The organism is Bradyrhizobium sp. USDA 4454 (assembly GCF_054822705.1).
This window is the reverse complement of record NZ_JBTRCN010000001.1, coordinates 3,996,862-4,021,810: the sequence shown is the minus strand read 5'-3', so window position 1 is coordinate 4,021,810 and position 24,949 is coordinate 3,996,862. Positions and strand designations below refer to the sequence as shown.

Sequence of the window (24,949 nt, the reverse complement as noted above, 5' to 3'; positions counted from 1 at the left end):
TGCCATCCTATACGGACCTGATGCCGCAGGGTCACCAGCGATCTCTGCACAGCGGGGCTTATTGCAGCGTCCGCACGCCGCGGCAATATCGGCTTTCTGACGAGACGGAGCGCGCGCGGATCGCTGGTGCTGCGTGCACCGGCCGAACCAGCAGTCGTCGGGCGCCAAGCTGCGGTCCTACGCGAAGATTTCCAACTAAATATCTGATCTAATTGTAGATATAAATATTCCATAATATACCTTATGCGAATTGTGGATTTGGAGGTCTGGGACACTTGACGCCGAGGCGCGCGGCTTTGCCTGATAGTCGTCCCCCGACTCAACGACGCCATGGCGAGGCTTGCAGACCGATGGCCCGACGTACCGGCAGCGCTGATCTGCCTCTCCATGGTGGCCGCGTGCCGCCGTGGCTGGCGCAGCGCATGGCCACGCTGGGCGCGATCATCGCCCAGGCCGTGGTCCATCATTACGGTCGTGACGCGTTCCTGCAGCGGCTCTCGCATCCGTTCTGGTTCCAGTCGTTCGGCGCCGTGATGGGCATGGACTGGCATTCGTCTGGAATCACCACAAGCGTGATCGGCGCGCTCAAGCGCGGGCTGACGCCAATGCAGGACGAGCTCGGCATCTACGTCTGCGGCGGCCGCGGCAAGCATTCCCGGCGCACGCCGGACGAACTGACGGCGCTGGGCGAGCGGACCGGCTTCGACGGCGTTGCCCTCACCCGCGCCAGCCGTCTGGTCGCCAAGGTTGACAGCGCCGCGGTCCAGGACGGCTTCGAGCTCTATCTGCATGGCTTCTTCGTCACCGCGGATGGCAAATGGACCGTGGTCCAGCAAGGCATGAGCGACAGCAAGCGGCAGGCCCGGCGCTATCACTGGCATTCCGAGGGCCTGCGCAGCTTCGTCGACGAGCCGCACAGCGCGATCGACGGCCCATCGCAGGGTGAGATCGTCAATCTGACCGACCACCGTGCCGACGGCTCGCGTCAAGCCCAGCTCGATTTGCTTGCCGGGCTCGGTCCTGACGGGATCGCGCGGGAATATGCCGAGCTGACCGAGAAGGTGGAGGCGCAGGGCGATCTCCTGCATCTGATCATGCCCGCGCATCACGACGTCCGCTCCAGCGATGTCTTCATCCGTCGCCTGCACGGCACCCTCGCCGCCGCCGCCGAGCGCGGCCCGCTCGACTTCCCCGAGCTGCTGCTGACGCCAGGTGTCGGCGCCCGCACCGTGGAGTCGCTTGCGATGGTCGCCGAGGTCGTGCACGGGACGCCGTATCGTTTCCGCGATCCGGCGCGCTTCTCGCTCGCGCATGGCGGCAAGGACCGTCATCCGTTTCCGGTGCCGATCAAGGTCTATGACGAGACCATCGGCGTGCTCAAATCGGCGGTGCAGCAGGCGAAGCTCGGCCGCGACGAGGAGTTGCAGGCCTTGAAGCGGCTCGATGACCAGGCCCGCAGGCTGGAACGAACCGCGACCGGTCCGTCCTTCGATGCGTTCGTGGCCAATGAGCGCGCGCGTTCGCCAAGCCTCGACGGACGCTCGGTGTTCGGCTGGGAGGCTGACCTCGCCGGCCGCGACGGCATCAGCAAGCGATAGAGCCGCGATCATCACACGGTCAACCGCGCATACCTCCCAGCTCGCATTGATGTGTATGGCTTGCCTCGACATGGCACGGCGGTTTCGCCTATCCTGTGGGCATGAGCGAACATGATCATCACCACCACGATCACGACCATTCCGAACTGTCGGAGACCGAACTGCGCGTCCGCGCGCTGGAATCGATCCTGACCGAAAAGGGCTATGTCGAGGCTGCCGCGCTCGACGCCATCGTGCAGGCCTATGAGACCAAGATCGGCCCGCACAACGGCGCCCGGGTCGTCGCCAAGGCCTGGAGCGATCCCGCCTTCAAGCAGGCGCTGCTCGAGGATGCCTCCAAGGCGGTCGGCACCCTCGGCCATGTCAGCCGGGTCGGCGACCACCTGGTCGCGATCGAGAATACGCCTGGCCGCCACAACATGGTCGTCTGCACCTTGTGCTCCTGTTACCCCTGGGAAATGCTCGGACTGCCGCCGGTCTGGTACAAGGCCTCGCCGTACCGCTCGCGCGCGGTCAAGGATCCGCGCGGCGTGCTCGCCGATTTCGGCGTCAGCCTGCCCAAGGACACCGAAATTCGCGTGTGGGATTCGACCGCGGAGACGCGCTTCCTGGTGCTGCCGATGCGGCCCGCAGGAACCGAGGGCTGGAGCGAAGAGCAACTCGCCGAACTCGTGACGCGCGATTCGATGATCGGCACCGGATTCCCGAAGACGCCGGGAGCCCCGTCGTGAACGGCGTCCACGACATGGGCGGCATGGACGGGTTCGGCAAGGTCGAGCCCGAGCCGAACGAGCCGATGTTCCATGAAGAATGGGAATCGCGCGTGCTCGCCATGGTCCGCGCGATGGGCGCGGCCGGCGCCTTCAACATCGACACCTCCCGCTTCTATCGCGAGACCCTGCCCCCGCAGGTCTATCTGTCGAGCTCCTATTACAAGAAATGGTTGCTTGGGCTGGAAGCGCTGCTGCTCGACAAGGGCTTCATCTCCAAGGACGACGTCGCGGCCGGACATTCGGTGGCGCCGGCGAAATCGCTCAAGCACGGCAAGTTCTCCATCGCCGACGTCGAGCGCATCATGGTGCGCGGCAAGTTCGGCCGCACCGCGCCCGGACCGGCGAAGTTCAAGGCCGGTGACCGGGTGCGGGCGAAGAACATCCACCCCGCCACGCATACGCGGCTGCCGCGTTATGTGCGCGGTCATGTCGGCATCGTCGAGCGCGATCACGGCTGTCACGTGTTCCCAGACACGGTGGCGAACGATGCGGGCGAGCATCCGCAATGGCTCTACACCGTCGTGTTCGACGGGCGCGAGCTATGGGGACCGGACTCCGATCCGACCATCAAGGTCTCGATCGACGCGTTCGAGCCGTATCTGGAGGCGGTGTGATGGATGCCGGCGCCGCCGCGCGCGCGACCAGCGCCGTGTCCAGCATTCCCCGCGATCAGGACGGCCCGGTGTTCCGCGCGCCCTGGGAAGCGCAGGCGTTCGCGATGGCGCTGACGCTGCATGACCGCGGCGTGTTCACCTGGCCCGAATGGGCCGCTGCGCTCGCCGACCAGATCAAGCGCGCGCAGGACGCCGGCGATCCCGACACCGGCGAGACCTACTACCAGCATTGGCTGGCAACCCTCGAGCATCTCGTCGCCGCCAAAGGCGTCACGACGCAAGAGACGCTGCATCGCTACCGTGACGCCTGGGACCACGCCGCCGACCGCACCCCGCACGGCCAACCGATCGTCCTGACGGCGGCGGATTTCGAGTAGCGGCGTAGTCCTCTCTCCCTTTGGTCATTCCGGGGCGCGCCTCTTGGCGCGAGCCCGGAATCCATCAGGCCGCATAGTTCGTGGATCAATAGATTCCGGGCTCTCGCTTCGCGTGCCCCGGAATGACGGACAAATGGGATTGCCGTCTGGCAACTCAGTGATTGCTCTGCGCGACGTACTCCCGCCAACCCTTGGCCCGCAGGCTGCACGCCGGGCATTCGCCGCAGCCGTAGCCCCAATCGTGCTGCGCGCCGCGTTCGCCGAGATAGCAGGTGTGGGAGTGCTCGCGGATCAGGTCGACCAGCCCTGCCCCGCCGAGTTCGTGCGCGAGCCGCCAGGTCGCGGCCTTGTCGAGCCACATCAGCGGCGTGTGCAGCTCGAAATCCTTGGCCATGCCGAGGTTGAGCGCCGACCGCAACGCCTTGATGGTCTCGTCGCGGCAATCCGGATAGCCGGAGTAGTCGGTCTCGCACATGCCGCCGATGATGTGGCGGATGCCGCGCCGGTAGGCCAGCGCCGCGGCGAAGGTGAGGAACACGAGGTTGCGGCCCGGCACGAAGGTGTTGGGCAGACCGTCCGCGCCCATTTCGATGGCGACGTCGCGGGTCAGCGCGGTGTCCGAGATGTCGGACAAGGTCGGGATATCCAGCGTATGGCTGTCGCCAAGCTTCGCCGCCCAGTCGGGACGCGCGTGCTTGATTCCGGCCAGCAATTGGTCACGGCAGTCGAGTTCGACGGCATGGCGCTGGCCGTAGGAGAAGCCGAGCATCTCGACGCGGGCAAAGCGCGACAACGCCCAGGCCAGACAGGTGGTGGAATCCTGGCCGCCGGAAAACAGCACCAGCGCCGTGTCGGAATTGCTTTGATCGGTCATGGAACGGGGCTTAGCACTCCTTGGCGCCACGGCCAATCGGTGGACAGCGCCGCGATTCCGGCGCGTTTTGCTGGGATCGACAGCGGCGATTTGGCATAAGACGTCTACTCTCACAGTCTGGTGTCCCATGACCCCTTCCCGCGACATTTCCCGCCTGATCGAGATCATGGCTGCGCTGCGCACGCCGGTGACCGGCTGCCCATGGGACCTAGAGCAGGATTTCCAGACGATTGCGCCCTACACGATCGAGGAAGCCTATGAGGTCGCGGATGCGATCACGCGCGGCGATCTCGACGATCTGCGCGAGGAGCTTGGCGATCTACTGCTGCAGGTGGTCTATCACGCGCAGATGGCCGAAGAGCAGAACGCGTTTGCGTTCGGCGATGTGGTCGAGGCGATCACCAGGAAATTGATCCGCCGTCACCCGCATGTGTTTGCCGACAGGGACGGCAACATCCAGCCTGCCGGCGTCAAGAGCGCCTGGGAGCGCATCAAGGCCGAGGAGAAGGCCGAGCGCGCGGCGCGGCGGCCGCCCGAGGACACCGCGCACGCATCCTTGCTTGCGAGCGTGAAAGCCGGCCTCCCTGCCCTGACGCGTGCGGTGGAATTGCAGCGCAAGGCGTCGACCGTCGGCTTCGACTGGAACGATCCGCGCGCGGTGCTTGCCAAGATCCGCGAGGAAGCCGACGAGATCGAGGCCGCGCTGGAGCGCAACGACAAGGCCGAGATCGCGGAAGAGACCGGCGATCTGATGTTCGCGCTGGTCAACCTCGCCCGCCACGTCGATGCCGATCCGGAAACAGCGCTGCGCGCGACCAACGCCAAGTTCGAGCGGCGGTTTGCCTATATCGAGAGAGCGCTCGCCGCGAAGGGCCGCTCGCTCGACGACGCGACGCTCGAGGAGATGGACGTGTTGTGGAACGAGGCGAAGCGCGACAAATGAAGCCGTCGTCCCGGCGAAGGCCGGGACCATACCGCGTGATCTAGCGGTTGGTTGAGGTATCAGTCCCGCGCGAGTGATCGACGGACGCACGGAACTGCGATCGAGCGCAATAACGACGGCCGGTGGTTATGGGTCCCGGCCTTCGCCGGGACGACAGTGAGTTTGTGGACGCGGTCGCCTCAAATCGCGCCACCTCCGCCTACAACAGCGTCCCGTGCAGGATCACCGCGGCAACACCGAAATAGATCACGAGCCCCGTCACGTCGACCAGCGTCGCGACGAACGGCGCCGACGCGCTGGCGGGGTCGAAGCCGATGCGCTTGAGGATGAAGGGCAGCATCGAGCCGCACAGCGAGCCGAAGGTGACGATGCCGACCAGCGCGGCGCCGACGGTCGCGGCGACAAGCACCCAATGCGGGCCGTAGTCGAACAGGCCGAGCGTCTGCCAGAGCGTGATCCTGATGATGCCGATCAGGCCGAGGATGGCGCCGAGCACGATGCCGGTCGGCAGTTCGCGCACCGCGACCCGCCACCAGTCGCGCAGCCGCACCTCGTGCAGCGCCAGCGAGCGGATCAGCAGCGAGGTCGCCTGCGAGCCGGAATTGCCGCCGGAGCTCATGATCAGCGGGATGAACAGCGTCAGCACGATCGCCTTCTCGAGCTCGCTCTGGTACGACTGCATTGCGGTCGCGGTCAGCATTTCCGACAGGAACAGGGCACACAGCCAGCCGGCGCGCTTCTTGATCATCTCGCCGAAACCGATCCGCAAGTAAGGCTCGTCGATCGCTTCCATGCCGCCGAACTTCTGGGCGTCCTCGGTCGATTCCTCGACGATGGCGTCGATGACGTCGTCGACCGTCACGATGCCGAGGATATGGCCGGGGCCGTCGACGACCGCAACGGCGAGCAGATCGTAGCGCGAGATCAGCCGCGCCGCCTCCATGCGGTCGGCCTCCGGCGCGATCATCAGTGGCTTGCGCGCCGGCGCCGCGGTCAGCACATTGGCATGCGGATCAGCCGAGATCAGGCGGCGCAGCGGCACGGCCTGGATCAGGGTCTTCTTGACCGGGTCGATGACGAAGATCGAGTAGACGGTCTCGCGTGTGCGCTCGACCATCCGGATGTGATGCAGCACCTCGGCAATGGTCCAGGTCGAGGGCACGCTGACGAACTCGGTCGTCATGATGCTGCCGGCGCTGCGCTCGGGATAGGCCAAGAGCCCCGAAATGACGTTGCGGGTTTCCGGATTGAGGCCGTTCAGCAGCGTGGTGCGCAGCGGCTCGACCAGCTCCTTGAAGATGTCGGCGGCGCGGTCGTCGGAGACGCCCGACAGCAGCGACACCGCGGTGTCGATCGGCAGCTCGGCCAGGATCTCGCAGGTGTTGTCGAGCCCGGGCAGGTCGAGCACCTCGATCGCCTTCTCTGACGGCAGCGATCGCAGCAGCTGCGCGGCCTCCTCCGGCTCCCTGGCATTGAGTGCGTCGACGATGTCGGGCGCCCGGGCGTGGGCGAGATCACCGTGCTGGCCGGCGAGCGTGTCGTGGGTGATGGTTTCGCTGGTGTCCTGCATCGATCGGCCTCGGCTTTGCGTCCCGCAGCGCAATGAACCAAGGCCGCGCAGATTTCAAACAGAAAGTGCGGCGGCACGTCGCAGGCGGCCCGGAGCAAGGCCGCGTCACGGCGCCGTCACATTTCGGGAAATTGCGAACGTGTGCCCGCTCTAGGCCTCGTGGGGCACCGCGGCGAACCGGCTCACGACGATGTCGCGCTTGGTCTCGTCGACGCGCACCGTCATGTCGAAGCGCTCGCCGTTGAGCTCCTTGTTCAGGACCTCGGCATTGCGATGCAGCCAGCTGATGCCGGCCCCGTCGGAGGCGTCGATCGACAGCTGCAAGGTCGTGCGCTTGGCCGCGAGGCGATCCTCGATCGCCGTCAACAGCGCATCGATCCCCTCGCCTGTTGCGGCCGAAACCAGGAAGCAGGGCCGCTCCGGCGGCCGGCGCGCGGCGATGTTGCGCAGATTGTCCCGCTCCTCCGGATCGAAGCGATCGATCTTGTTCCAGACCTCGATGACGCGCTGGCCACCGTCGGCGTCGGGATCGATGCCGAGCTGGCGCAACACGCCCCCGACGTCGCGTTCCTGCGCTTCCGCGTCTTCATGCGAGATGTCGCGGACATGCAGGATGATGTCGGCTTCCAGCACCTCCTCCAGCGTGGCGCGGAATGCGGCCACCAGCTGGGTCGGCAGATTGGAGATGAAGCCGACCGTGTCCGACAGCATCGCCTTGCCGCCATGCGGCAGGTTGAGTGCGCGCAGCGTCGGGTCCAGCGTCGCAAACAGCATATCGGCGGCCTGCACGTCGGATCGGGTCAGGCGGTTGAACAGCGTCGACTTGCCGGCATTGGTGTAGCCGACCAGCGCCACCACGCGGTACGGCACGCGCTGACGCCCGGCGCGATGCAGCCGCCGCGTCGCCTGCACCTTCTTCAGTTCGCCCTCGAGCTTGGTGATGCGCTCGCTGATCAGGCGGCGGTCGGCCTCGATCTGGGTTTCGCCGGGGCCGCCCATGAAGCCGAAGCCGCCGCGCTGGCGCTCGAGGTGGGTCCACGACCGCACCAGGCGGCTGCGCTGGTAATTGAGATGGGCGAGTTCGACCTGCAGCGCGCCCTCCTTCGTCTTGGCGCGGCGGCCGAAGATTTCCAGGATCAGGCCGGTGCGGTCGAGCACCTTGGCGCTCCAGGCCTTCTCGAGGTTGCGCTGCTGGATCGGCGACAGCGCGCAATCCATCACCACGAGCTCGACCTCATTGCTGGCGACGAGGCCGTTGATCTCCTCGACCTTGCCCTTGCCGAGATAGGTCGCAGGCCGGATCTGGCTGATCGGCGCGACGACGGAGTCGACCACGCTGAGCTCGATCGCCGCGGCAAGGCCGGCGGCCTCCTCGATCCGCGCTTCATAGTCGCGGACAGACGCCTCCGTTTGCGCATCGCCGTCGCCGCGGCGCATGCGCATGTACGGGCCGATGACGATCACCCGCCCGCTACTGCCGTTCCCCGCCGACCCGGCCCTGGATTTGGTCCGGTCGGCGCCCCCTTCACGATTGAAGGGTTCCAATCAGTTCACTCTCAAGCCGGTGCGTCCTCACCACCTTCGAACAGCTGAATCGGAGCGCCGGGCATGATGGTCGAGATCGCGTGCTTGTAGACCAGCTGCGAGTGACCGTCGCGCCGCAGCAGCAAGCAGAAATTGTCGAACCATGTGACAATGCCTTGCAGCTTTACTCCGTTGACAAGAAATATCGTCAGTGGCGTCTTGGTTTTACGAACGTGATTCAGGAAGGTGTCTTGTAGATTTTGTGCGCGGTCTGCCGCCATTGTTTTTGTCCCGCAAGCTTGTGCTTCTTTTTATTGAACCGGTTCTGGCCCTCTGACGGAGCCTCCTCCGGCTGCCCGCCTGCCCTGAGATCCCCCTCTGGCAGGCGTAGCGGTAGGATTAGAGGCCACGCGCGGTTTTTAGGCAAGCCGGTTCGCGGTGCAGTCGGTAGGAACACGGTGGCAATTCTAAGAAATGGCGAGGAAAGAGACGAATATTCTCGTGGAGAGTGGATAAATCGCCGGTTGTACCGGCTCCGCACTCGCCCCGCCCGGCCCCCCAGCAGCGCCCAGTATCCCCGGCGGCATCGCCGGGGCGTCGCCCTCACCGACAGCCAGCCGTCGGCCGTCAGGCGCTTCGGAGTCAGCCGACCCCGAGCGCCTTCAGCTTGCGATGCAGCGCCGAGCGCTCCATGCCGACGAACTCCGCGGTACGCGAGATGTTGCCGGAGAAGCGGCTGATCTGGGCGATCAGGTAGTCGCGCTCGAACACCTCGCGCGCCTCGCGCAGCGGCAGGCCCATAATGTGCTCGCCATTGTTGGAGGTCGGCATCGCCGGCACCATCGAGCCGACGTCCTGCGGCAGCATGTCGGCGGTGATGATCGCCTCGGGGCCACCGCCCGCCAGGATCATCACGCGCTCGACGTTGTTGCGGAGCTGGCGGACATTGCCGGGCCAGACATGCGACTGCAGCACGGCCATCGCGTCCTGTCCGATCTGCCGCTTCGGCAGGCCGGTCGCCGCCGAAATCTGGTCCATGAAATAGTCGATCAGCTCGGGGATGTCCTCGCGGCGCTCCGACAGCGGCGGCACCCGGATCGGAACCACCGAGAGGCGATGATAGAGATCCTCGCGGAAGCGGCCCGCAGCGATCTCCTCCTCCAGATTGCGCGCGGTCGAGGAGATGATGCGAACGTCGACATGCACCTTGCTGGTGCCGCCTTGGCGCTGGAAGGTCTGATCGACCAGCACGCGCAGGATCTTGTTCTGGGTCTCGCGCGGCATGTCCGCGATCTCGTCAATGAAAAGCGTGCCGCCATGCGCTTCCTCGAGCGCGCCGGCCTTGCGTTGTTGCTCGCCATTGGCGCCTTCGATGCCGAACAGCTCGATCTCCATGCGCTCCGGCGTGATCGCGGCGGCATTGATCACCACGAACGGCCCCTCGGCGCGTCCGGAGGCGTGGTGCAGCGTCCGCGCGGCGAGCTCCTTGCCGGCGCCGGACGGCCCGACGATCAGGATGCGGCTGTTGGCCTTGGCGGCGCGGTCGATGGTCTGGCGCAGCTGGTTCATGCAGGCCGAGCGGCCGGTCAGCACGCTCGCGGCGGGTGCGAGCTGCTTGAGCTCCTTCACCTCGCGCTTCAGCCGCGAGGTCTCCAGCGCCCGGGTTGCGACCAGGATCAGCCGGTCCGACTTGAACGGCTTCTCGATGAAGTCATAGGCGCCGCGCTTGATCGCGGCGACTGCGGTCTCGATGTTGCCGTGGCCGGAGATCATCACGACCGGCAGATCGGCATTGTCCTTCTTGATCTGCTCGAGCAGCTGCAGGCCGTCGAGCTTGGAGCCCTGCAGCCAGATGTCGAGGAACACCAGGTTCGGGCGGCGGTTGGCGATCTCGGCCAGTGCCGAATCGCTGTCGCGCGCGGTGCGCGTGGAAAACCCCTCATCGTCCAGGATGCCCGCAACGAGGTCGCGAATGTCAGCTTCGTCGTCGACAATCAGAATGTCACTGGCCATGGGTTACACCTGTCTTGTCAGTCGCGCGTCGCGGCTTTGAATTTTGGCATTTGGATTTCTGGCTGTTGCGCATTTGGCTCTTGATTATTTCGTTCTGGATTATCGCGTTCTTGAGTTGGTTCTTCGGTTGGTTCTTGGATTTTTGGTTCATTGTTGGTCGCCTGTGCCGGGCCGTTGGTCGGCTCTTGCGGCGGATTTTTTTCACTGTCGGGATCGATCTGGTGCGGTTTTGCGTCCGGTTTCTGGTCCTTGCTCTCGGCCTTCGTCTCCGGCTTGGCCGGCTGGCCGGTGACGGAAAAGCGCAGCCGCATCCAGGCACCGCGTTGGCCCTCGCGGAAATCGGAGGCATCCTTGAGCTCGATGCGGCCGCCATGGTCCTCGAGGACACGGCCGACGATCGCAAGTCCGAGGCCAGTGCCCTTCGCCCGCGTCGTGACATAGGGCTCCAGCAGGCGCGCCCGCGCGACCTTGGGCAGGCCGATGCCGTTGTCGACGACGTCGATCAGGATGTCGTTACCCTCGCGCTGCGCCACGACGTCGATGCGGCCCTTGCCGAGCTCTTCCGGCGGGACCTGCTCGATCGCCTCGGTGGCGTTCTTGATGATGTTGGTCAGCGCCTGCGAGATCAGCCGGCGGTCGAACTGCGCCGGCAGCGGCGACTGCTTGATGTCGGCCTCGATGTCGAGATCGGGATGCGCAACCTTCATCAGGAACACCGCCTGACGCACCACGTCGGCGACGTCCTCGCCTTCCATCACGGGCTTCGGCATCCGCGCAAAGCGCGAGAACTCGTCGACCATGCGCCTGATGTCGTCGACCTGGCGCACGATGGTGTCGGTGCACTGCTCGAAGATCGACTTGTCCTTCGCTTCGGTGATGGTCTTGCCGAATTTGCGGCGGATGCGCTCGGCCGAGAGCTGGATCGGGGTCAGCGGGTTCTTGATCTCGTGGGCGATGCGGCGCGCAACGTCGCCCCAGGCCGAGGTGCGCTGCGCCGAGACCAGTTCGGTGATGTCGTCGAGCGTGATGATGTAGCTGTCGCGCGACTGGCTGGTCTGCTCGGCCGACACCCGAACCGACAGATTGCGCTCGCTGCCGTCACGCAGGATCGTCACCTGCCCCTGCACCAGCCGCTGCGTGCCCTCGCGCGCGGTCTTCATCATCTCGTCGAGCTCGGGCAGCACGTCCGACAGCGGATGGCCGAGCGTCTCCGATTCGGCATGCCCGATCAGCTTCTCCGCCGAGCGATTGAGGATGCCGACGCTGCCTGAGGCGTCGACACCGATGATGCCGGCGCTCGCCGACGACAGCACCGCTTCGATGAAGCGGCGGCGGCTGTCGATGGTCTCGGAGGCATCGACCAGCTCGTTGCGCTGGGTGCGCAGCTCCTGCGTCATCTTGTTGAAGGTTTCGCCGAGCAGTGCGAGGTCGCTCGCCGATTTGTTGACGGGCACCTGGACGTTGAGATTGCCGGTCGAGACCTCGCTCGCCGCGCCCATCAGCTGGCGGATCGGCGACACCAGGCCGTTGGCGAAGTTCAGCCCGATCAGCACTGAGGCCATCAGGATGGTCAGCGCGATCACCGCGAACATCAGCGCGAACGCGACCTGGATGCCGAGCCGTCGGGTCTCGAGCTGGGCATATTCGGCGGCGCTGGTCTGGGTCTGCTTGAGCTGGGCAACCACGGCCGGATCAAGCAGCCGCGCCACGTAGAGGAAGGTGTCGTCAAAGGTCTTGAGGCGAACCACGGAGGCGACATAGCTCTCCGGGAATACCGAGATCTCGGGATCGGTATCGTTGACCTTGCTAAGAAAATCCGGCGGCGGCAGCGCGTAGCTCAGGTTGATCCCGGTCTCGGCGCTCTCCAGGATGTGGCCGTCCTTGTCCATCAGCACCACGACCGGCAGGTTGCGCGCGGCAGCGGCTGCGGTCAGGAACTCGCGGAACGAGAGGCGGTCCTGGTCGTAGAGCGGGGTCAGCCGCGCACGGGAGATGTCGTTGGCCATCCCCAGGATGTCGCCGCGGATCAGCTGCGCATGCTCCTGCATGTAGGCGCTGGCAATGGTCAGCGAATTCTGGATCACCTCCTTGGTGGGACCCGAGAACAGCCGGTCGAGGCCGCGCTCGATGGTGACGTTGGCCACGATCGAGACCAGCACGGCGGGCAAGACCGCGATCACCGAGAACAGGCCGACGATCTGCACATGCAGCCGCGCCGCCGCCCGGCCGCGCCGCCTCGCCTGCACCATCTGCCAGACTTCCCGGACGATGATCCCGACCAGCAGCAGGATGGTGCCGGCATTGATCATCAGGAACGAGCGGACCACCTCGGGCGTCGGCTCGATCGGGGTCAAGTTGGTCAGCACCACGAAGGTGAGGAAGCCGGACAGCAGCGCGAGAGCGATGGCGAACGGCGCCAACCAGCGCCGCAAGGGGAAGCCACGCGCCTCCGCCGCTGCCTCTGCATTGGGTCCGGCCGATGACGCGTGTAACGTTGAAGCGGTGGTCTCTGCGCTGGTCATACCGGCAATTGAGCTGAGTGCGATCGCCCGCGGGAATTGCGAACTGATGCAATCATATCACAATGTTGCCGAATTGCGACATTTCCGCGGCGCAAACCGACAGTGCGGCGCGGTGTCCTCAACACCATTTGTGACTACTCAATAACGGTAGCGGCGCTGCCGCCCGTCCTTAAGCCTACCCGCCGCTCCGGTAGACCTGGATATCGAGGTCGCGGATCTTCTTCCGCAGCGTGTTGCGGTTCAATCCGAGCAAATCGGCGGCCCGGATTTGGTTGCCGCGGGTCGCCGCCAGCGCGGCGGTCAACAGCGGGATCTCGATCTCCTTGAGGATGCGGTGGTAGAGGCCCGGCGGCGGCACGCCGTTCGGGAACCCGGAGAAGTGCGAGGACAGATAGGCCTCGACCGCGCCGCCGAGATTGTCGACGCCGACGGTTGCCGTGCTGCCGGAGGTGACCGCCGGCGGCGCCAGCTCGCCATCGATGACCGATGACGTAATGACGTCCTGCGGATACAGCGCGGCGAGCCGCCGGGCGAGGTTTTCCAGCTCGCGGACGTTGCCCGGCCAGCGGTGCTGCTTGAGCCGCTCCAGCGCCTGGGCGTCGAGCTTCTTCGGCGGCAGGCCGTCCTTCTCGGCGAGCGAGAAGAAGTGCCGGATCAGGTCCGGCAGATCCTCGATGCGCTCGCGCAAGGGCGGCAGCCGCAACGGCACCACGTTGAGACGGAAGAACAGGTCTTCGCGGAACAGGCCCTGCTGGATCAGGATCCGCAGGTCCTTGTTGGAGGCCGCGACGATGCGGACATCGGTCTTGATCGGGGTGCGGCCGCCGACGGTGGTGTATTCGCCCTGCTGCAGCACGCGCAGCAGCCGGGTCTGCGCCTCCATCGGCATGTCGCCGATCTCGTCGAGGAACAGCGTGCCGCCCTCGGCCTGCTCGAAGCGGCCGGAGGCGCGGGTGTTGGCGCCGGTGAAGGCGCCGCGCTCATGGCCGAACAGTTCTGACTCAATGAGGTCGCGCGGGATCGCCGCCATGTTGACCGCGACGAACGGGCCGTTGCGGCGCCGGCCGTAATCGTGCAGCGCGCGGGCGACCAATTCCTTGCCGGTGCCAGATTCGCCCGAGATCATCACGGTGAGATCGGTCTGCATCAGCCGCGCCAGCACGCGGTAGATTTCCTGCATCGCCGGCGAGCGGCCGACCAGCGGGATCGAATCGAACTCGCCGTCGTCGGCGGAGCTCGAGACCCGCTCTTTCGGTTCGGCCAGCGCACGGCCGACGATGGTGATCAGCTCCTTCAGGTCGAACGGCTTCGGCAGATATTCATAGGCGCCGCGCTCGGAGGCGCGGATCGCGGTCATGAAGGTGTTCTGCGCGCTCATCACGATGACAGGCAAATTGGGCCGCATCTTCTTGATCCGCGGCAGCAGATCGAACGCGTTCTCATCCGGCATCACCACGTCGGTGATCACGAGATCGCCCTCGCCCTGGCTGACCCAGCGCCACAGCGTGGCGGCGTTGCCGGTCAGGCGAACCTCGTAGCCGGCGCGCGACAGCGCCTGGTTCAGGACGGTCCGGATGGCAGTGTCGTCGTCAGCGACAAGTATGCTACCTGCAGGCATTGTTGTTGTTCCTCATCGTGCGTCCTGAGAGGCAGGCGAGGACGTACCCGGAACGTCATCGCGGTTGCTATGGTCGTGTTGCTTGGCAGCGCTGTACATCGGCATCAGCACGCGGAAAGTGGTTTTGCGCGGCTGCGACTCGCATTCGATGATGCCGCCGTGATCGCCGACGATCTTGGCGACCAGCGCGAGGCCGAGCCCGCTGCCGGTCTGCTTGGTGGTGACGAAGGGGTCGAACAGGTTCGGCAGCAGGTCTTCCGGCACGCCCGAGCCGTTGTCCTTGACGCAGAATTCGAGCGGCAGCGAGACCCGCGATTTCTTGCCGGGCACCGACAGCCGAACGCCCGGCCGGAACGCGGTGGTGAGCTGGATCTCGGCATCGGTGCCGAGATCGGCGACCGCTTCGGCGGCATTCTTCACCAGATTGAGGAACACCTGGATCAGCTGGTCCTGGTTGGCGAGCACCGGCGGCAGCGACGGATCGTAGTCCTCGATGAAACGCACGTTGCGAGCGAAGCCGGATTGCGCCAGCCGCTTCACATGATCGAGCACGGAATGGATGTTGACCGGGCCGCGCGCCACCGGGCGGTCGTCGCCGAACACCTCCATGCGGTCGACCAGCGTGACGATGCGGTCCGCCTCGTCGCAGATCAATCGCGTCAGCAGCCGGTCCTCGGAGGATGCCTGGTGCTCCAGGAGCTGCGCGGCGCCGCGGATACCCGACAGTGGATTCTTGATCTCATGGGCGAGCATCGCGGCCAGCGCGATCACCGAGCGCGCCGCGCTGCGATGGGTGAGCTGGCGGTCCATCTTGTCGGCGATGGTGCGCTCCTGCAGCATCACCACGATGTGCCCGGGCCGCTCGGTCAGCGGCGCGACGTGCAGGTCGACCTGGCGATCGCCGCCGATCCGCGGCGTGCCGAGATCGACCTTGTACTCGTTGACCGGCGAGCCGCTGGCCCGCACCTGCTCGATCAGCGCCAGCAGCGGGCTGCCGAACGGCACCAGCTCCTTCAGCGACTGCCGGCGCAGGAACTGGGTCGAGATCTCGAAGAAGGATTCGGCGGCGATGTTGGCATCGACGATCCGTCCGTCGGGCGCGACCAGCAGCACCGGATTGGGCAGCGCGTTGAGGATGGCCTCGCCGTCGGTCGGCACGGGGCGGCGAAATTCCATGGCTGACGTCATGCGGCAGCACTCCAGGCAAAATCGTCGTAGGCGTCTTCGAGTGAGCGATGCACGCTGGACGGCTCTTCCGAAGTCAGGATGGCCTGCCGCCAGGTCTTCAAGGTCGCCGCCGGCGCGCAGCTATAGGCGGCAGCCGTCTCCAGCGCCCAGCCGAGATGCTTGCGCGCATGCTTGAGGCCGACGCGCAGGCCGTAGTGGTTGCACACCTCGTCGTAGAGCGCGCGAACATGCTTGAGCTGCTCGGCGAGCGACGGCGCAGCCTCGGCGATCCCGGTCTCCAGGCGGCGGCCGATCTGACCGGGCAGCCAGGGTTGGCCCTGCGCGCCGCGGCCGATCATCACGGCGTCGGCACCCGACTTCTCCAGCGCGCCGATAGCCTTGTCGAACGAGGTGATGTCGCCGTTGACCACGACCGGGATCGTGACGGCGTCCTTGACCGCGCGCACCGCAGTCCAGTTCGCCTCACCCTTGTAGAACTGGCAGCGGGTGCGGCCATGCACGGTGATCATCTGCACGCCCGATGCCTCGGCGCGCCGCGCCAGTTCGGGCGCGTTGAGCGAGCGGTCGTCCCAGCCGAGCCGCATCTTCAGCGTCACCGGCACCTTGACCGCGGCAATCGTCGCGTCGATCAGCGTCGCCGCATGGTCGAGGTCGCGCATCAGGGCCGAGCCGGACTGGCCACCGGTCACATGCCGCGCCGGGCAGCCCATGTTGATGTCGATGATGTCGGCGCCGGCGCCTTCGGCGATCCGTGCGCCCTCCGCCATCCAGCGGGTCTCGCAGCCGGCCAGCTGAACCACATGCGGCCCGATCCCGGCGGCCTCGCAACGCAGCTTCGACATCGGCTTGCCGTTCACCAGATCATCGCTGGCGGTCATCTCGGAGACCACAAGACCCGCTCCCAAAGTGGCCGCGAGTCGCCGGAAGGGCGCGTCGGTGATCCCTGACATGGGCGCGAGAAGAACCCGGTTGGCGACACCAATATCGCCTATCTTCAACGGGTTATGAGGGGTACTTTGCACGCCGGTCACAGCCGTCTCGTCGTTTTGTCGTTTGGTCAGCAACGCCATTGCAGCTGACGCGGCCCATTCTGCGCACAATTCTTGTGCAGTCAAGGCTCATGCCTACGGTTTAGACATTCCTACCACCGACGCAAGTGCACTGCAACAAAATCTGCTTTTCCCACAGTCGTCGCAAACGCTCTGTTTTTGCGCAGCGGTCATGCTAAGGGCTGTGCGCGCGGCGATCCCCGCCGCCCCCTCATCCCCGATTCGCCTGTCATTGGTTCAAAATGCCGAAGCCTGAGCGTACCGCAGCCATCCTCGTCGCAGCCGGCCGTGGGCTGCGCGCCGGCGCAGGCGGTCCGAAGCAATACCGGACGATCGGCGGCCAAACGGTGATCTACCGCGCCATGGAGGCGTTCTCCGGACATCCTGATGTCTTTGCGGTGCAGCCGGTGGTCAATCCCGACGACTCTGCGCTGTTCGATGAAGCGGTCGCTGGCCTGCGCCATCAACCACCGACGCCAGGCGGCGCGACCCGGCAGGCTTCGGTGCATGCCGGGCTGGAGGCGCTTGCCGCCGAGAAGCCCGACATCGTTCTGATCCACGATGCCGCGCGGCCCTTCGTCACCGCAGCCGTGATCTCGCGCGCGATCGCCGCCGCCGGCCGGACCGGTGCCGCGATCCCGGTGATTCCCGTCACCGATACCGTCAAGCTCACCGGCGCTGCCGGCGACGTCGAGGCGACGCCGGAGCGCGCGCGGCTGCGGATCGCGCAGACGCCGCAGGCTTTTCGTTTCGACGTAATATTGGAGGCGCATCGTCGTGCTGCGCGCGAGGCGCGCTCCGATTTCACCGACGATGCGGCGCTTGCTGAATGGGCGGGATTGACGGTTGCGACGTTTGAAGGTGATCCTGCCAACATGAAACTGACCACCCCCGAAGATTTCGTGCGCGAGGAAGCGCGGCTCGCAAGCCAGCTCGGCGACATCAGGACCGGCACCGGCTACGACGTGCACGCCTTTGGCGACGGCGACCATGTCATGCTCTGCGGCGTGCGGGTGCCGCATACGCGCGGCTTCCTGGCTCATTCCGACGGCGATGTCGGGCTGCATGCGCTGGTCGACGCCATCCTGGGCGCGCTGGCCGACGGCGACATCGGTTCGCATTTCCCGCCGAGCGACGCCAAGTGGAAGGGCGCGTCCTCCGACCAGTTCCTGAAATACGCCGTCGAGCGCGTCATCGCGCGTGGCGGACGGATCGCCAATCTCGAAGTGACGATGATCTGCGAGCGGCCGAAGGTCGGTCCGCTGCGCGACGCCATGCGCGACAGGATCGCGGAGATCTCCGGCGTCCACATCTCGCGTGTGGCGGTCAAGGCGACCACCAGCGAGCGGCTCGGCTTCACCGGCCGCGAGGAAGGCATCGCGGCGACTGCGAGCGCGACGATCCGTCTTCCCTGGGACGACAAGAGCTGGAGTGCCTGACATGGGCGGCAGCGACGCTCGTGCCCTCTCCCGCTCGCTGCTCGACCTGTGCCGGATGCGCAAGCTGACCATCGCGACCGCTGAATCCTGCACCGGCGGCCTGGTCGCTGGTGCGCTCACCGATATCCCCGGCTCCTCCGACGTGATCGATCGGGGCTTTGTCACCTATTCGAACGAGGCCAAGCGGGTGATGCTCGGCGTCAAGGCCGCCACGCTCGAGACCTTCGGCGCGGTGAGCAAGGAAACCGCGACCGCGATGGCGATCGGCGCGCTGGAAAAGGCCGGCGTCGACCTTGCGGTTTCGATCACGGGGATTGCGGGCCCCGGCGGCGCGACGCCGGGCAAGCCGGTCGGCCTGGTGCATTTCGCCGTCGCCGCGCGCGATGGCCGCATCCTGCACCGCGAGCAGCGCTTCGGCGCGGTCGGCCGCAGCACGGTGCGGCAACGCTCCGTGGTCGAAGCGCTGCGCATGCTGATGGAGCTTGCGCGTCCTCCGCAGGCCGCCAAGCCGCGCCGCGAGGCCGCCAGCCGGTTGCGGCCGCGGGTCGCCCGTTCGCCGCGCAGTCACGCCGCGAAACGCCGACGCCCGCCGCGCGGATAGGCCGACGAGAGTCGAACCGCGCCAGGGCACAGATCATCGGCGGGCTTGCGGCCGGTGCGATCATCGGCGGCGCCATCGCGGCGAGCCAGGCCATGGCCAACAACGACGCCTACTGCTCGCAGCGTTTCCGCACCTACGACCCGGCGTCCCGCACCTACATCGCCTCCGGCGGCGTGCGCCGTTCCTGCCCGTGACGCCAGCCTTCCGTCATTGCGAGCCAACGGGTCGCGCGAACGCGCGCCGATGACAGGCTCCGCGAAGCAATCCATCTCACCTCGCGGGGAGACCTGGATTGCTTCGTCGCTATTGCCCCGCAATGACGGCAGGCAACCGCCACGTCCCATCGGGCGGAGTCAGCGCGCCTGTCTAATTAGTAAAATAATACCGCCGATTTGTCCGACATGTCGAGTTGCCGGATCGAATACGTGCGGCCGGCTCCTTTGCATGGGGTTGTTTTCGATGTTTTGGCAGTGCGCGCCTGCGGAGACAGGCTACACAGGACCTTCGCTAGGCCGGCTTGCCGTGGATCTGGTCGGCGCGCTTCTCGAACGCCGCGGCGAAGCGTGCGAATGCGGCGTCGAACATCGAGCCCATCAGCATCGCCAGCATCCGGCTCTTGAATTCGTAATTCAGGAAGAAGCCGACATCGCATTCGGTCTCCGACTTCGGCTCGAAGCTCCAGCGATTCTCCAGATTGCTGAACGGCCCGCGCAGATATTCGACCAGGATCTTCAGATTGGGCCGGTCGAGCGTGACCTTGCTGGTGAAGGTTTCCTTGACCAGCTTGAAGGAGACCGTCATGTCGGCCACCACGATTTCGGTGCCGTCGTCCTTCGGCGTGCGCTGGCGGACCTTGAGCGCCTGGCACAGCGGCACGAATTCCGGATAGCGCTCGACGTCGGCGACCAGATCGAACATTTGAGACGCGGTGTGGCGAACCCGCCGCTTGCTTGAGAATCTTGGCATCAGAGTCTTGGCATCAGTGAATACTCGCACGGTCTTGCTGGCGTGCGATGCTCTCCAGATAATGGTCCGCCTGCGCCCGATCGGTGAAGCAGACCAGCGATTGATCGGGGCGCAGTCCGTTGAAATATTCGAGCAGCTTCGGCCGCTGCTGCTGGCGATAGGTCCAGACGTAGCGGAAGAATTCCAGATCGATCTTCTCCGGGCAGCCTTCGGCCATCTCGGGGCGGACCTGGCCATAGCTGCCGGCGATGCGCCTGAAGATACCCAGCATGCAGGCCGATCGCGGCAGGTCGAACCAGATGATCGTGTCGGAGAGCTCGCGGCGCAGCTCACCTGCGCCACTCTTCATATAGTTGCCATCCATGATCCAGCGCGGCTCGCGCGCGGCTGCGATCATGCGATGCTCGAATTCGTTCTTGTCGGACTCGACCCAGCCCGGTTTCCAGAACAGCGCGTCGATCGAAACCGTCGGGATGCCCCTCATGACGGACAGCCGCCGCGCAAATGTCGACTTGCCGGATCCCGACGATCCCATCACCAGAACGCGCTGCATTGGTCCCGTCCAAAGGCTCGATCAAGCAACGGCGCGTGACGGCGCCGGCTCACCGCCGTTTACAAAATCTAGCGGCTGCGGGCCGTGCGCGCCGCCTGCAGTTTGGCAAAATCCTCGCCGGCATGATGCGACGAGCGCGTCAGCGGACTCGCCGACACCATCAGAAAACCCTTGGTATAGGCGACCCGCTCGTAGCCGGCGAACTCGTCCGGCGTCACGTAGCGCATCACGGCGTGATGCTTGCGGGTCGGTTGCAGGTACTGACCGATGGTCAGGAAGTCGACCTCGGCCGAGCGCAGATCGTCCATCACCTGCAGCACCTCGTGCCGCTCTTCGCCGAGACCGACCATGATGCCCGATTTGGTGAAGATGGTCGGGTCAATCTCCTTGACCCGCTGCAGCAGCCGGATCGAATGGAAGTAGCGGGCGCCGGGACGGACCGTCAGATAATGCGACGGCACGGTCTCCAGATTGTGGTTGAAGACGTCGGGCTTGGCTGCGACCACGCGCTCGAGCGCGCCGTCCTTGCGCAGGAAGTCCGGCGTCAGGATCTCGATCGTGGTGGTCGGGCAGCGCGCGCGGATGGCGCGGATGACTTGCGCAAAATGCTCGGCGCCGCCGTCAACGAGATCGTCGCGATCGACCGAGGTGATGACGACATGGGCCAGTCCCAGCTTGGAGACCGCCAGGGCGACGTGTTCGGGCTCATCGGCATCGAGCGCGCCGGGCATGCCGGTCTTGACGTTGCAGAACGCACAGGCGCGGGTGCAGGTGTCGCCCATGATCATGAAGGTGGCGTGCTTCTTGTCCCAGCACTCACCGATATTGGGGCAGCCCGCCTCCTCGCACACCGTGACGAGGCCGTTCTCCTTCACGATCTTGCGGGTATCCGCATAGCCGCGCGTGTTCGGCGCGCGAACCCGGATCCAGTCCGGCTTCGGCGGCGACACGGCATCCGGCCGGTTCACCTTTTCGGGGTGCCGCGGGCGGAGCTGAGTGGTGGAGATGGTATCGACGATGGTGACCATAGGTGCCTGCAAGTCGCGAGAAACCATAGCTAATCGGTGTTGATGCGGCTCGCAACCCGCGCCGGGACCCTAGCAGATCAGCCCATATATTGGCAGTCTTGCGGCCTGTTCCACGCCGATTCCCACTTCAAAATGGCTCAAAAACCCCGCTCCCCCCGTGCGACCGCGCCGCGCCTCGGCAAGGCGCTGAAGCGCTCCTTCTTCGATCGCAACGTGCTCGAGGTCGCGCCCGACCTGATCGGTGCGACCTTCCTGGTCGGCGGCGTCGGCGGCATCATCACCGAGGTCGAGGCCTACCATCACACCGAACCGGCCGCGCACTCGTTCAACGGCCCGACCCCGCGAAACCAGGTGATGTTCGGCCCGCCGGGCTTCTCCTACGTCTACCGTTCCTACGGCATCCATTGGTGCGTCAATTTCGTCTGCGAGGAGCCGGGCTCGGCCAGCGCCGTGCTGATCCGCGCGCTCGAGCCGACCCATGGGCTCGCCGCGATGCGAAGGCGGCGCGGGCTGGAGGACGAGCGCGCGCTGTGCTCAGGTCCCGGCAAGCTCTGCGAGGCACTCGGCATCACCATCGCACACAGCGAATTGCCGCTCGATCGCCCGCCGATCGCGCTGCATGCGCGGCTGGAGACGCCCGACATCGTCACCGGCATCCGGATCGGCATCACCAAGGCCGTCGAGCTGCCCTGGCGCTATGGGCTGAACGGATCAAAATTCCTCAGCAAGCGATTTTGAGCGGCTATGACGCCTTCTTCAGCCGCTCGATCGCCTCGATGATCTTGGTCCGGCGCTCCTGAGCTGCGGCGCGCTTTTCCTTCTCTTCCTCGACCAGCTCTTCCGGCGCGTTGGCGACGAACTTGTCGTTGGAGAGCTTTGCGTCGACCCGCTTGATGTCGGCATCGGCCTTGCCAAGCTCCTTCTCCAGCCGCGCCCGTTCGGCCGCAAGATCGATCACGCCCTTCAATGGCAATGCGACCACTTCGCCGCGCACCAGCAACTGCATGGCGCCTTCCGGTGCGGTGTCGGCGAAGGAGATGTCCGACAAGCGCGCGAGGCGCTTGATGGTGTCGTTCCAGCGGAGGGCGCGGTCGCGCGCTTCCTCGGACGTCGTCACGATCACCAGCGGCGTCAGCGTCGACGGCGGGATGTTCATCTCCGCCTTTACCGACCTCATTGCGGTGACGAGATCGACCACCCAGCCGATCTCGGCCTCGGCTGCAGGATCGCTGAACTCATCGGCGTCGAGCGCAGCAATGACCGACGGAATGACCGGATCGACCGCCGGACCGGCGATGGCGATCGCCGCCAGCTGTTCGCCGGTCACGCCGGACTTGCGCGGCCAGGACGCCAGCACAAGGAGGCCGTCGCGCTTTGCCGTCACGGCCCACAGCTCTTCGGTAATGAATGGCATGAACGGATGCAGCAGCTTGAGGATCTCGTCGCGGGTCCAGGCGATCATGGCGCGGGTCTCGGCCTTGGCTGCGCCTTCCTCGCCCATCAGCACCGGCTTGGCGAGCTCCAGATACCAGTCGCAGAACACGTTCCAGACGAAGCGGTAGATCGCCCCGGCGGCGTCGTTGAAGCGATGGTCCTCGATCGTCTCGGTCACCTCGCGGGTGACGCGCGAGGTCTCGTGCGCAATCCAGCGGTTAAGCGTCTCCTTCGCGCCCTTCGGATCGAAGCCGTCCGGCTTCACGCATTCGTTCATCTCGGCGAAACGGCAGGCGTTCCAGAACTTGGTCGCGAAATTGCGGTTGGTCTCGACCAGATGCGGCGACAGGCGGATGTCATGGCCCTGCGCCGCCTCGCGGGTCAGCGCGAAGCGCAGCGCGTCGGCGCCGTACTCGTCGATCACGCCGAGCGGATCGATGACGTTGCCCTTCGACTTCGACATCTTGGCGCCCTTCTCGTCGCGGACGAGGCGGTGGATGTAGACGGTCGAGAACGGCGCCTGCTTCATGAAATGCAGGCCCATCATCATCATGCGGGCGACCCAGAAGAAGATGATGTCGAAGCCCGTCACCAGCGTGTTGGTCGGGTAGTAGCGCGCGACCTCCGGCGTATCGTCCGGCCAGCCCAGCGTCGAGAACGGCCATAGCGCCGAAGAGAACCAGGTGTCGAGCACGTCCTCGTCGCGTGTGATGAAACCCTCGCGCTTGGCGGGATCGGTGGCCATCTCATGGCCCTGCTCCGGCGTGATGACTTCCTGCTCGACGTAATAGCCGAGCGCGTTGCCGACCGCCTCTTCCTCGGTCTCGGCGACGAACACCTTGCCGTCCGGCCCGTACCAGGCCGGGATCTGATGGCCCCACCACAGCTGGCGCGAGATGCACCAGGGCTGGATGTTCTCCATCCACTCGAAATAGGTCTTTTCCCAGTTCTTCGGCACGAAGGTCGTCTCGCCCGAACGCACCGCCGCCATCGCCGGCTGCGCCAGCGTGTGGGCGTCGACATACCATTGGTCGGTCAGATAGGGCTCGATCACGACGCCGGAGCGGTCGCCATGCGGCACCATGTGGGTGTTGGGCTCGATCCGCTCGAGGAAGCCGAACTCCTCCAGCCGCGCCACGATCTTCTTGCGCGCGGTGAAGCGTTCGATCTTGTCAAACTCGGCGGCGAATTCGTCCGCGCCCATCGGCAGGCCGCGCAGATAGTCCTCGTTGCCAGAGAGGCTGAGGCAGCCTTCCTGGTCGAGCACGCTGATCTGCGGCAGGCCGTGGCGCTTGCCGATCTCGAAATCGTTGAAGTCGTGCGCCGGTGTCACCTTGACCGCGCCGGAGCCCTTTTCCGGATCGGAATAGTCATCGGCGACGATCGGAATCTTGCGGCCGACCAAGGGCAGGATGACGTGCTTGCCGACCAGATCGGTGTAACGCTCGTCATCCGGATGCACCGCGACCGCGGTGTCGCCCAGCATCGTCTCGGGCCGCGTCGTCGCGACCACGATGAACGATTTCGGATCCTCGGGGCTGAAAGTCCGGCCCTCGATCGGATAACGCAGGTACCAGAGATGGCCCTTGACCTCGACCTGCTGCACTTCGAGATCGGAGATCGCGGTGAGCAGCTTCGGGTCCCAATTGACCAGGCGCTTGTCCTTGTAGATCAGGCCCTGCCGGTGCAGCTCGACGAACACCTTGACGACGGCGCGCGACAGGCCCTCGTCCATGGTGAAACGCTCGCGCGACCAGTCGCAGGAGGCGCCGAGGCGCTTCAGCTGGTTGACGATGGTGCCGCCGCTCTCGGCCTTCCATTGCCAGACCCGCTCGAGGAATTTGGCGCGGCCCATGTCGCGCCGCCCCGGCTCCTGGCGTTCCATCAGCTGACGCTCGACCACCATCTGGGTCGCGATCCCGGCATGGTCGGTGCCGGGCTGCCACAGCACGTCGCGGCCGCGCATCCTCTCGAAACGGCACAGGATGTCCTGCAGCGTGTTGTTGAGCGCGTGGCCCATATGCAGCGAGCCGGTCACGTTCGGCGGCGGGATCACGATGGTGAAAGGCGCGGTGTCCTTGCGCTCCGGCCGGCCGGCCTTGAACGCCCCGCTCTCCTCCCAGATCCGGGCCATGCGGTGCTCGATATCGGCGGGCTGGTAGTTTTTCTCGATCATGACAATGCGCTGTGGACCATGGGAAAGGCTAGAAAGCCGCCGGAGCGCACCAAGTCAACCGGACCGGCACGTCAAAACGGCGTTTTGGG

At 65.6% G+C, this 24,949-nt stretch carries 21 protein-coding genes and 1 pseudogene; 9 read left to right on the top strand and 13 right to left on the bottom strand.

Translation table 11 applies throughout. From position 1 onward, the window contains the following. Positions 1 to 350: 350 nt before the first annotated feature. From ACVIW0_RS18830 to ACVIW0_RS18815, 4 genes are all read left to right on the top strand, one after another. Positions 351 to 1,598: a DUF763 domain-containing protein gene (locus ACVIW0_RS18830; protein ID WP_461353666.1), complete on the top strand. Its 1,248-nt coding sequence runs from the start codon at positions 351 to 353 to the stop codon at positions 1,596 to 1,598. Between the two features lie 101 nt (positions 1,599 to 1,699). Next, positions 1,700 to 2,329: a nitrile hydratase subunit alpha gene (gene nthA, locus ACVIW0_RS18825; RefSeq protein WP_461353665.1), complete on the top strand. Its 630-nt coding sequence runs from the start codon at positions 1,700 to 1,702 to the stop codon at positions 2,327 to 2,329. Then, positions 2,326 to 2,985: a nitrile hydratase subunit beta gene (gene nthB, locus ACVIW0_RS18820; RefSeq protein WP_461353664.1), complete on the top strand. Its 660-nt coding sequence runs from the start codon at positions 2,326 to 2,328 to the stop codon at positions 2,983 to 2,985. Before nthA ends, nthB begins: the two co-directional genes overlap by 4 nt. Further along, positions 2,985 to 3,362 carry a nitrile hydratase accessory protein gene (locus tag ACVIW0_RS18815; protein ID WP_461353663.1) on the top strand — a complete coding sequence of 126 codons (378 nt, stop codon included), beginning with the start codon at positions 2,985 to 2,987 and terminating at the stop codon, positions 3,360 to 3,362. Before nthB ends, ACVIW0_RS18815 begins: the two co-directional genes overlap by 1 nt. Before the next feature lie 154 nt (positions 3,363 to 3,516). Here the strand turns inward: ACVIW0_RS18815 and queC are convergent, their stop codons facing one another. Beyond that, entirely contained in the window at positions 3,517 to 4,236 is a 720-nt protein-coding gene (gene queC / locus ACVIW0_RS18810; RefSeq protein WP_461353662.1) for a 7-cyano-7-deazaguanine synthase QueC, read from the bottom strand. 127 nt (positions 4,237 to 4,363) lie between these two features. Here queC and mazG point away from each other — a divergent pair, with 127 nt between their 5' ends. Further along, positions 4,364 to 5,179 carry a nucleoside triphosphate pyrophosphohydrolase gene (gene mazG, locus ACVIW0_RS18805; RefSeq protein ID WP_461353661.1) on the top strand — a complete coding sequence of 272 codons (816 nt, stop codon included), beginning with the start codon at positions 4,364 to 4,366 and terminating at the stop codon, positions 5,177 to 5,179. Between the two features lie 199 nt (positions 5,180 to 5,378). Here the strand turns inward: mazG and mgtE are convergent, their stop codons facing one another. The 8 genes from mgtE to dusB all read right to left on the bottom strand — a co-directional run bounded on the left by mgtE (position 5,379) and on the right by dusB (position 16,612). After that, entirely contained in the window at positions 5,379 to 6,749 is a 1,371-nt protein-coding gene (gene mgtE, locus ACVIW0_RS18800; RefSeq protein ID WP_461353660.1) for a magnesium transporter, read from the bottom strand. Positions 6,750 to 6,899: 150 nt separating this feature from the next. Continuing rightward, positions 6,900 to 8,294: a GTPase HflX gene (hflX, locus tag ACVIW0_RS18795; RefSeq protein WP_461353659.1), complete on the bottom strand. Its 1,395-nt coding sequence runs from the start codon at positions 8,292 to 8,294 to the stop codon at positions 6,900 to 6,902. 11 nt (positions 8,295 to 8,305) lie between these two features. Continuing rightward, positions 8,306 to 8,554, bottom strand: a complete 249-nt coding sequence (hfq, locus tag ACVIW0_RS18790; protein WP_006020546.1) for an RNA chaperone Hfq — start codon at positions 8,552 to 8,554, stop codon at positions 8,306 to 8,308. 361 nt (positions 8,555 to 8,915) lie between these two features. After that, the gene (gene ntrX / locus ACVIW0_RS18785; RefSeq protein ID WP_456754740.1) at positions 8,916 to 10,286 is read right to left on the bottom strand and encodes a nitrogen assimilation response regulator NtrX; all 1,371 of its coding nucleotides are present in this window, start codon (positions 10,284 to 10,286) and stop codon (positions 8,916 to 8,918) included. A 17-nt stretch (positions 10,287 to 10,303) separates the two neighbouring features. Continuing rightward, positions 10,304 to 12,808: an ATP-binding protein gene (locus ACVIW0_RS18780; RefSeq protein WP_461353658.1), complete on the bottom strand. Its 2,505-nt coding sequence runs from the start codon at positions 12,806 to 12,808 to the stop codon at positions 10,304 to 10,306. Positions 12,809 to 12,983: 175 nt separating this feature from the next. Further along, positions 12,984 to 14,426: a nitrogen regulation protein NR(I) gene (gene ntrC / locus ACVIW0_RS18775; protein ID WP_461353657.1), complete on the bottom strand. Its 1,443-nt coding sequence runs from the start codon at positions 14,424 to 14,426 to the stop codon at positions 12,984 to 12,986. Between the two features lie 12 nt (positions 14,427 to 14,438). Then, complete coding sequence (locus ACVIW0_RS18770; protein WP_461353656.1) at positions 14,439 to 15,614, bottom strand: two-component system sensor histidine kinase NtrB; 1,176 nt, start codon at positions 15,612 to 15,614, stop codon at positions 14,439 to 14,441. Then, complete coding sequence (gene dusB, locus ACVIW0_RS18765; protein WP_461357366.1) at positions 15,611 to 16,612, bottom strand: tRNA dihydrouridine synthase DusB; 1,002 nt, start codon at positions 16,610 to 16,612, stop codon at positions 15,611 to 15,613. The genes ACVIW0_RS18770 and dusB overlap by 4 nt, the downstream gene beginning before the upstream one ends. 293 nt (positions 16,613 to 16,905) lie before the next feature. On the opposite strand from dusB, the gene ACVIW0_RS18760 reads away from it, so the two are divergent. The 3 genes and pseudogenes from ACVIW0_RS18760 to ACVIW0_RS18750 all read left to right on the top strand — a co-directional run. Further along, positions 16,906 to 18,102, top strand: a complete 1,197-nt coding sequence (locus ACVIW0_RS18760; RefSeq protein WP_461353655.1) for a bifunctional 2-C-methyl-D-erythritol 4-phosphate cytidylyltransferase/2-C-methyl-D-erythritol 2,4-cyclodiphosphate synthase — start codon at positions 16,906 to 16,908, stop codon at positions 18,100 to 18,102. Between the two features lies 1 nt (position 18,103). Then, positions 18,104 to 18,703 carry a CinA family protein gene (locus ACVIW0_RS18755; RefSeq protein ID WP_461353654.1) on the top strand — a complete coding sequence of 200 codons (600 nt, stop codon included), beginning with the start codon at positions 18,104 to 18,106 and terminating at the stop codon, positions 18,701 to 18,703. A 32-nt stretch (positions 18,704 to 18,735) separates the two neighbouring features. After that, positions 18,736 to 18,897, top strand: a pseudogene (locus tag ACVIW0_RS18750) (BA14K family protein); the annotation flags it as partial. A gap of 313 nt (positions 18,898 to 19,210) precedes the next feature. Here ACVIW0_RS18750 and ACVIW0_RS18745 read toward each other — a convergent pair. From ACVIW0_RS18745 to lipA, 3 genes are all read right to left on the bottom strand, one after another. Continuing rightward, on the bottom strand, positions 19,211 to 19,669 hold the full coding sequence (locus ACVIW0_RS18745; protein WP_461353653.1) for a type II toxin-antitoxin system RatA family toxin: 459 nt from the start codon (positions 19,667 to 19,669) through the stop codon (positions 19,211 to 19,213). 13 nt (positions 19,670 to 19,682) lie between these two features. Next, on the bottom strand, positions 19,683 to 20,222 hold the full coding sequence (locus ACVIW0_RS18740; protein ID WP_461353652.1) for a P-loop NTPase family protein: 540 nt from the start codon (positions 20,220 to 20,222) through the stop codon (positions 19,683 to 19,685). A gap of 68 nt (positions 20,223 to 20,290) precedes the next feature. Next, positions 20,291 to 21,250: a lipoyl synthase gene (gene lipA, locus ACVIW0_RS18735; protein ID WP_461353651.1), complete on the bottom strand. Its 960-nt coding sequence runs from the start codon at positions 21,248 to 21,250 to the stop codon at positions 20,291 to 20,293. A 132-nt stretch (positions 21,251 to 21,382) separates the two neighbouring features. On the opposite strand from lipA, the gene ACVIW0_RS18730 reads away from it, so the two are divergent. After that, positions 21,383 to 21,988, top strand: coding sequence for a DNA-3-methyladenine glycosylase (locus ACVIW0_RS18730; RefSeq protein WP_461353650.1), 606 nt, complete (start codon positions 21,383 to 21,385; stop codon positions 21,986 to 21,988). Between the two features lie 4 nt (positions 21,989 to 21,992). Here the strand turns inward: ACVIW0_RS18730 and ACVIW0_RS18725 are convergent, their stop codons facing one another. Continuing rightward, positions 21,993 to 24,860, bottom strand: a complete 2,868-nt coding sequence (locus tag ACVIW0_RS18725) for a valine--tRNA ligase (RefSeq protein ID WP_461353649.1) — start codon at positions 24,858 to 24,860, stop codon at positions 21,993 to 21,995. Positions 24,861 to 24,949: the final 89 nt, after the last annotated feature.

What these genes read in the sequence shown, in the direction of transcription:
- ACVIW0_RS18830 (WP_461353666.1), top strand. Translation starts at nt 351, where the DNA reads ATGGCCCGACGTACCGGCAGCGCTGATCTGCCTCTCCATGGTGGCCGC.
- nthA (WP_461353665.1), top strand. Translation starts at nt 1,700, where the DNA reads ATGAGCGAACATGATCATCACCACCACGATCACGACCATTCCGAACTG.
- ACVIW0_RS18815 (WP_461353663.1), top strand. Translation starts at nt 2,985, where the DNA reads ATGGATGCCGGCGCCGCCGCGCGCGCGACCAGCGCCGTGTCCAGCATT.
- queC (WP_461353662.1), bottom strand. Translation starts at nt 4,236, where the DNA reads ATGACCGATCAAAGCAATTCCGACACGGCGCTGGTGCTGTTTTCCGGC.
- mazG (WP_461353661.1), top strand. Translation starts at nt 4,364, where the DNA reads ATGACCCCTTCCCGCGACATTTCCCGCCTGATCGAGATCATGGCTGCG.
- mgtE (WP_461353660.1), bottom strand. Translation starts at nt 6,749, where the DNA reads ATGCAGGACACCAGCGAAACCATCACCCACGACACGCTCGCCGGCCAG.
- hfq (WP_006020546.1), bottom strand. Translation starts at nt 8,554, where the DNA reads ATGGCGGCAGACCGCGCACAAAATCTACAAGACACCTTCCTGAATCAC.
- ntrX (WP_456754740.1), bottom strand. Translation starts at nt 10,286, where the DNA reads ATGGCCAGTGACATTCTGATTGTCGACGACGAAGCTGACATTCGCGAC.
- ACVIW0_RS18780 (WP_461353658.1), bottom strand. Translation starts at nt 12,808, where the DNA reads ATGACCAGCGCAGAGACCACCGCTTCAACGTTACACGCGTCATCGGCC.
- ntrC (WP_461353657.1), bottom strand. Translation starts at nt 14,426, where the DNA reads ATGCCTGCAGGTAGCATACTTGTCGCTGACGACGACACTGCCATCCGG.
- ACVIW0_RS18770 (WP_461353656.1), bottom strand. Translation starts at nt 15,614, where the DNA reads ATGACGTCAGCCATGGAATTTCGCCGCCCCGTGCCGACCGACGGCGAG.
- ACVIW0_RS18760 (WP_461353655.1), top strand. Translation starts at nt 16,906, where the DNA reads ATGCCGAAGCCTGAGCGTACCGCAGCCATCCTCGTCGCAGCCGGCCGT.
- ACVIW0_RS18755 (WP_461353654.1), top strand. Translation starts at nt 18,104, where the DNA reads ATGGGCGGCAGCGACGCTCGTGCCCTCTCCCGCTCGCTGCTCGACCTG.
- ACVIW0_RS18745 (WP_461353653.1), bottom strand. Translation starts at nt 19,669, where the DNA reads ATGCCAAGATTCTCAAGCAAGCGGCGGGTTCGCCACACCGCGTCTCAA.
- ACVIW0_RS18740 (WP_461353652.1), bottom strand. Translation starts at nt 20,222, where the DNA reads ATGCAGCGCGTTCTGGTGATGGGATCGTCGGGATCCGGCAAGTCGACA.
- lipA (WP_461353651.1), bottom strand. Translation starts at nt 21,250, where the DNA reads ATGGTCACCATCGTCGATACCATCTCCACCACTCAGCTCCGCCCGCGG.
- ACVIW0_RS18730 (WP_461353650.1), top strand. Translation starts at nt 21,383, where the DNA reads ATGGCTCAAAAACCCCGCTCCCCCCGTGCGACCGCGCCGCGCCTCGGC.
- ACVIW0_RS18725 (WP_461353649.1), bottom strand. Translation starts at nt 24,860, where the DNA reads ATGATCGAGAAAAACTACCAGCCCGCCGATATCGAGCACCGCATGGCC.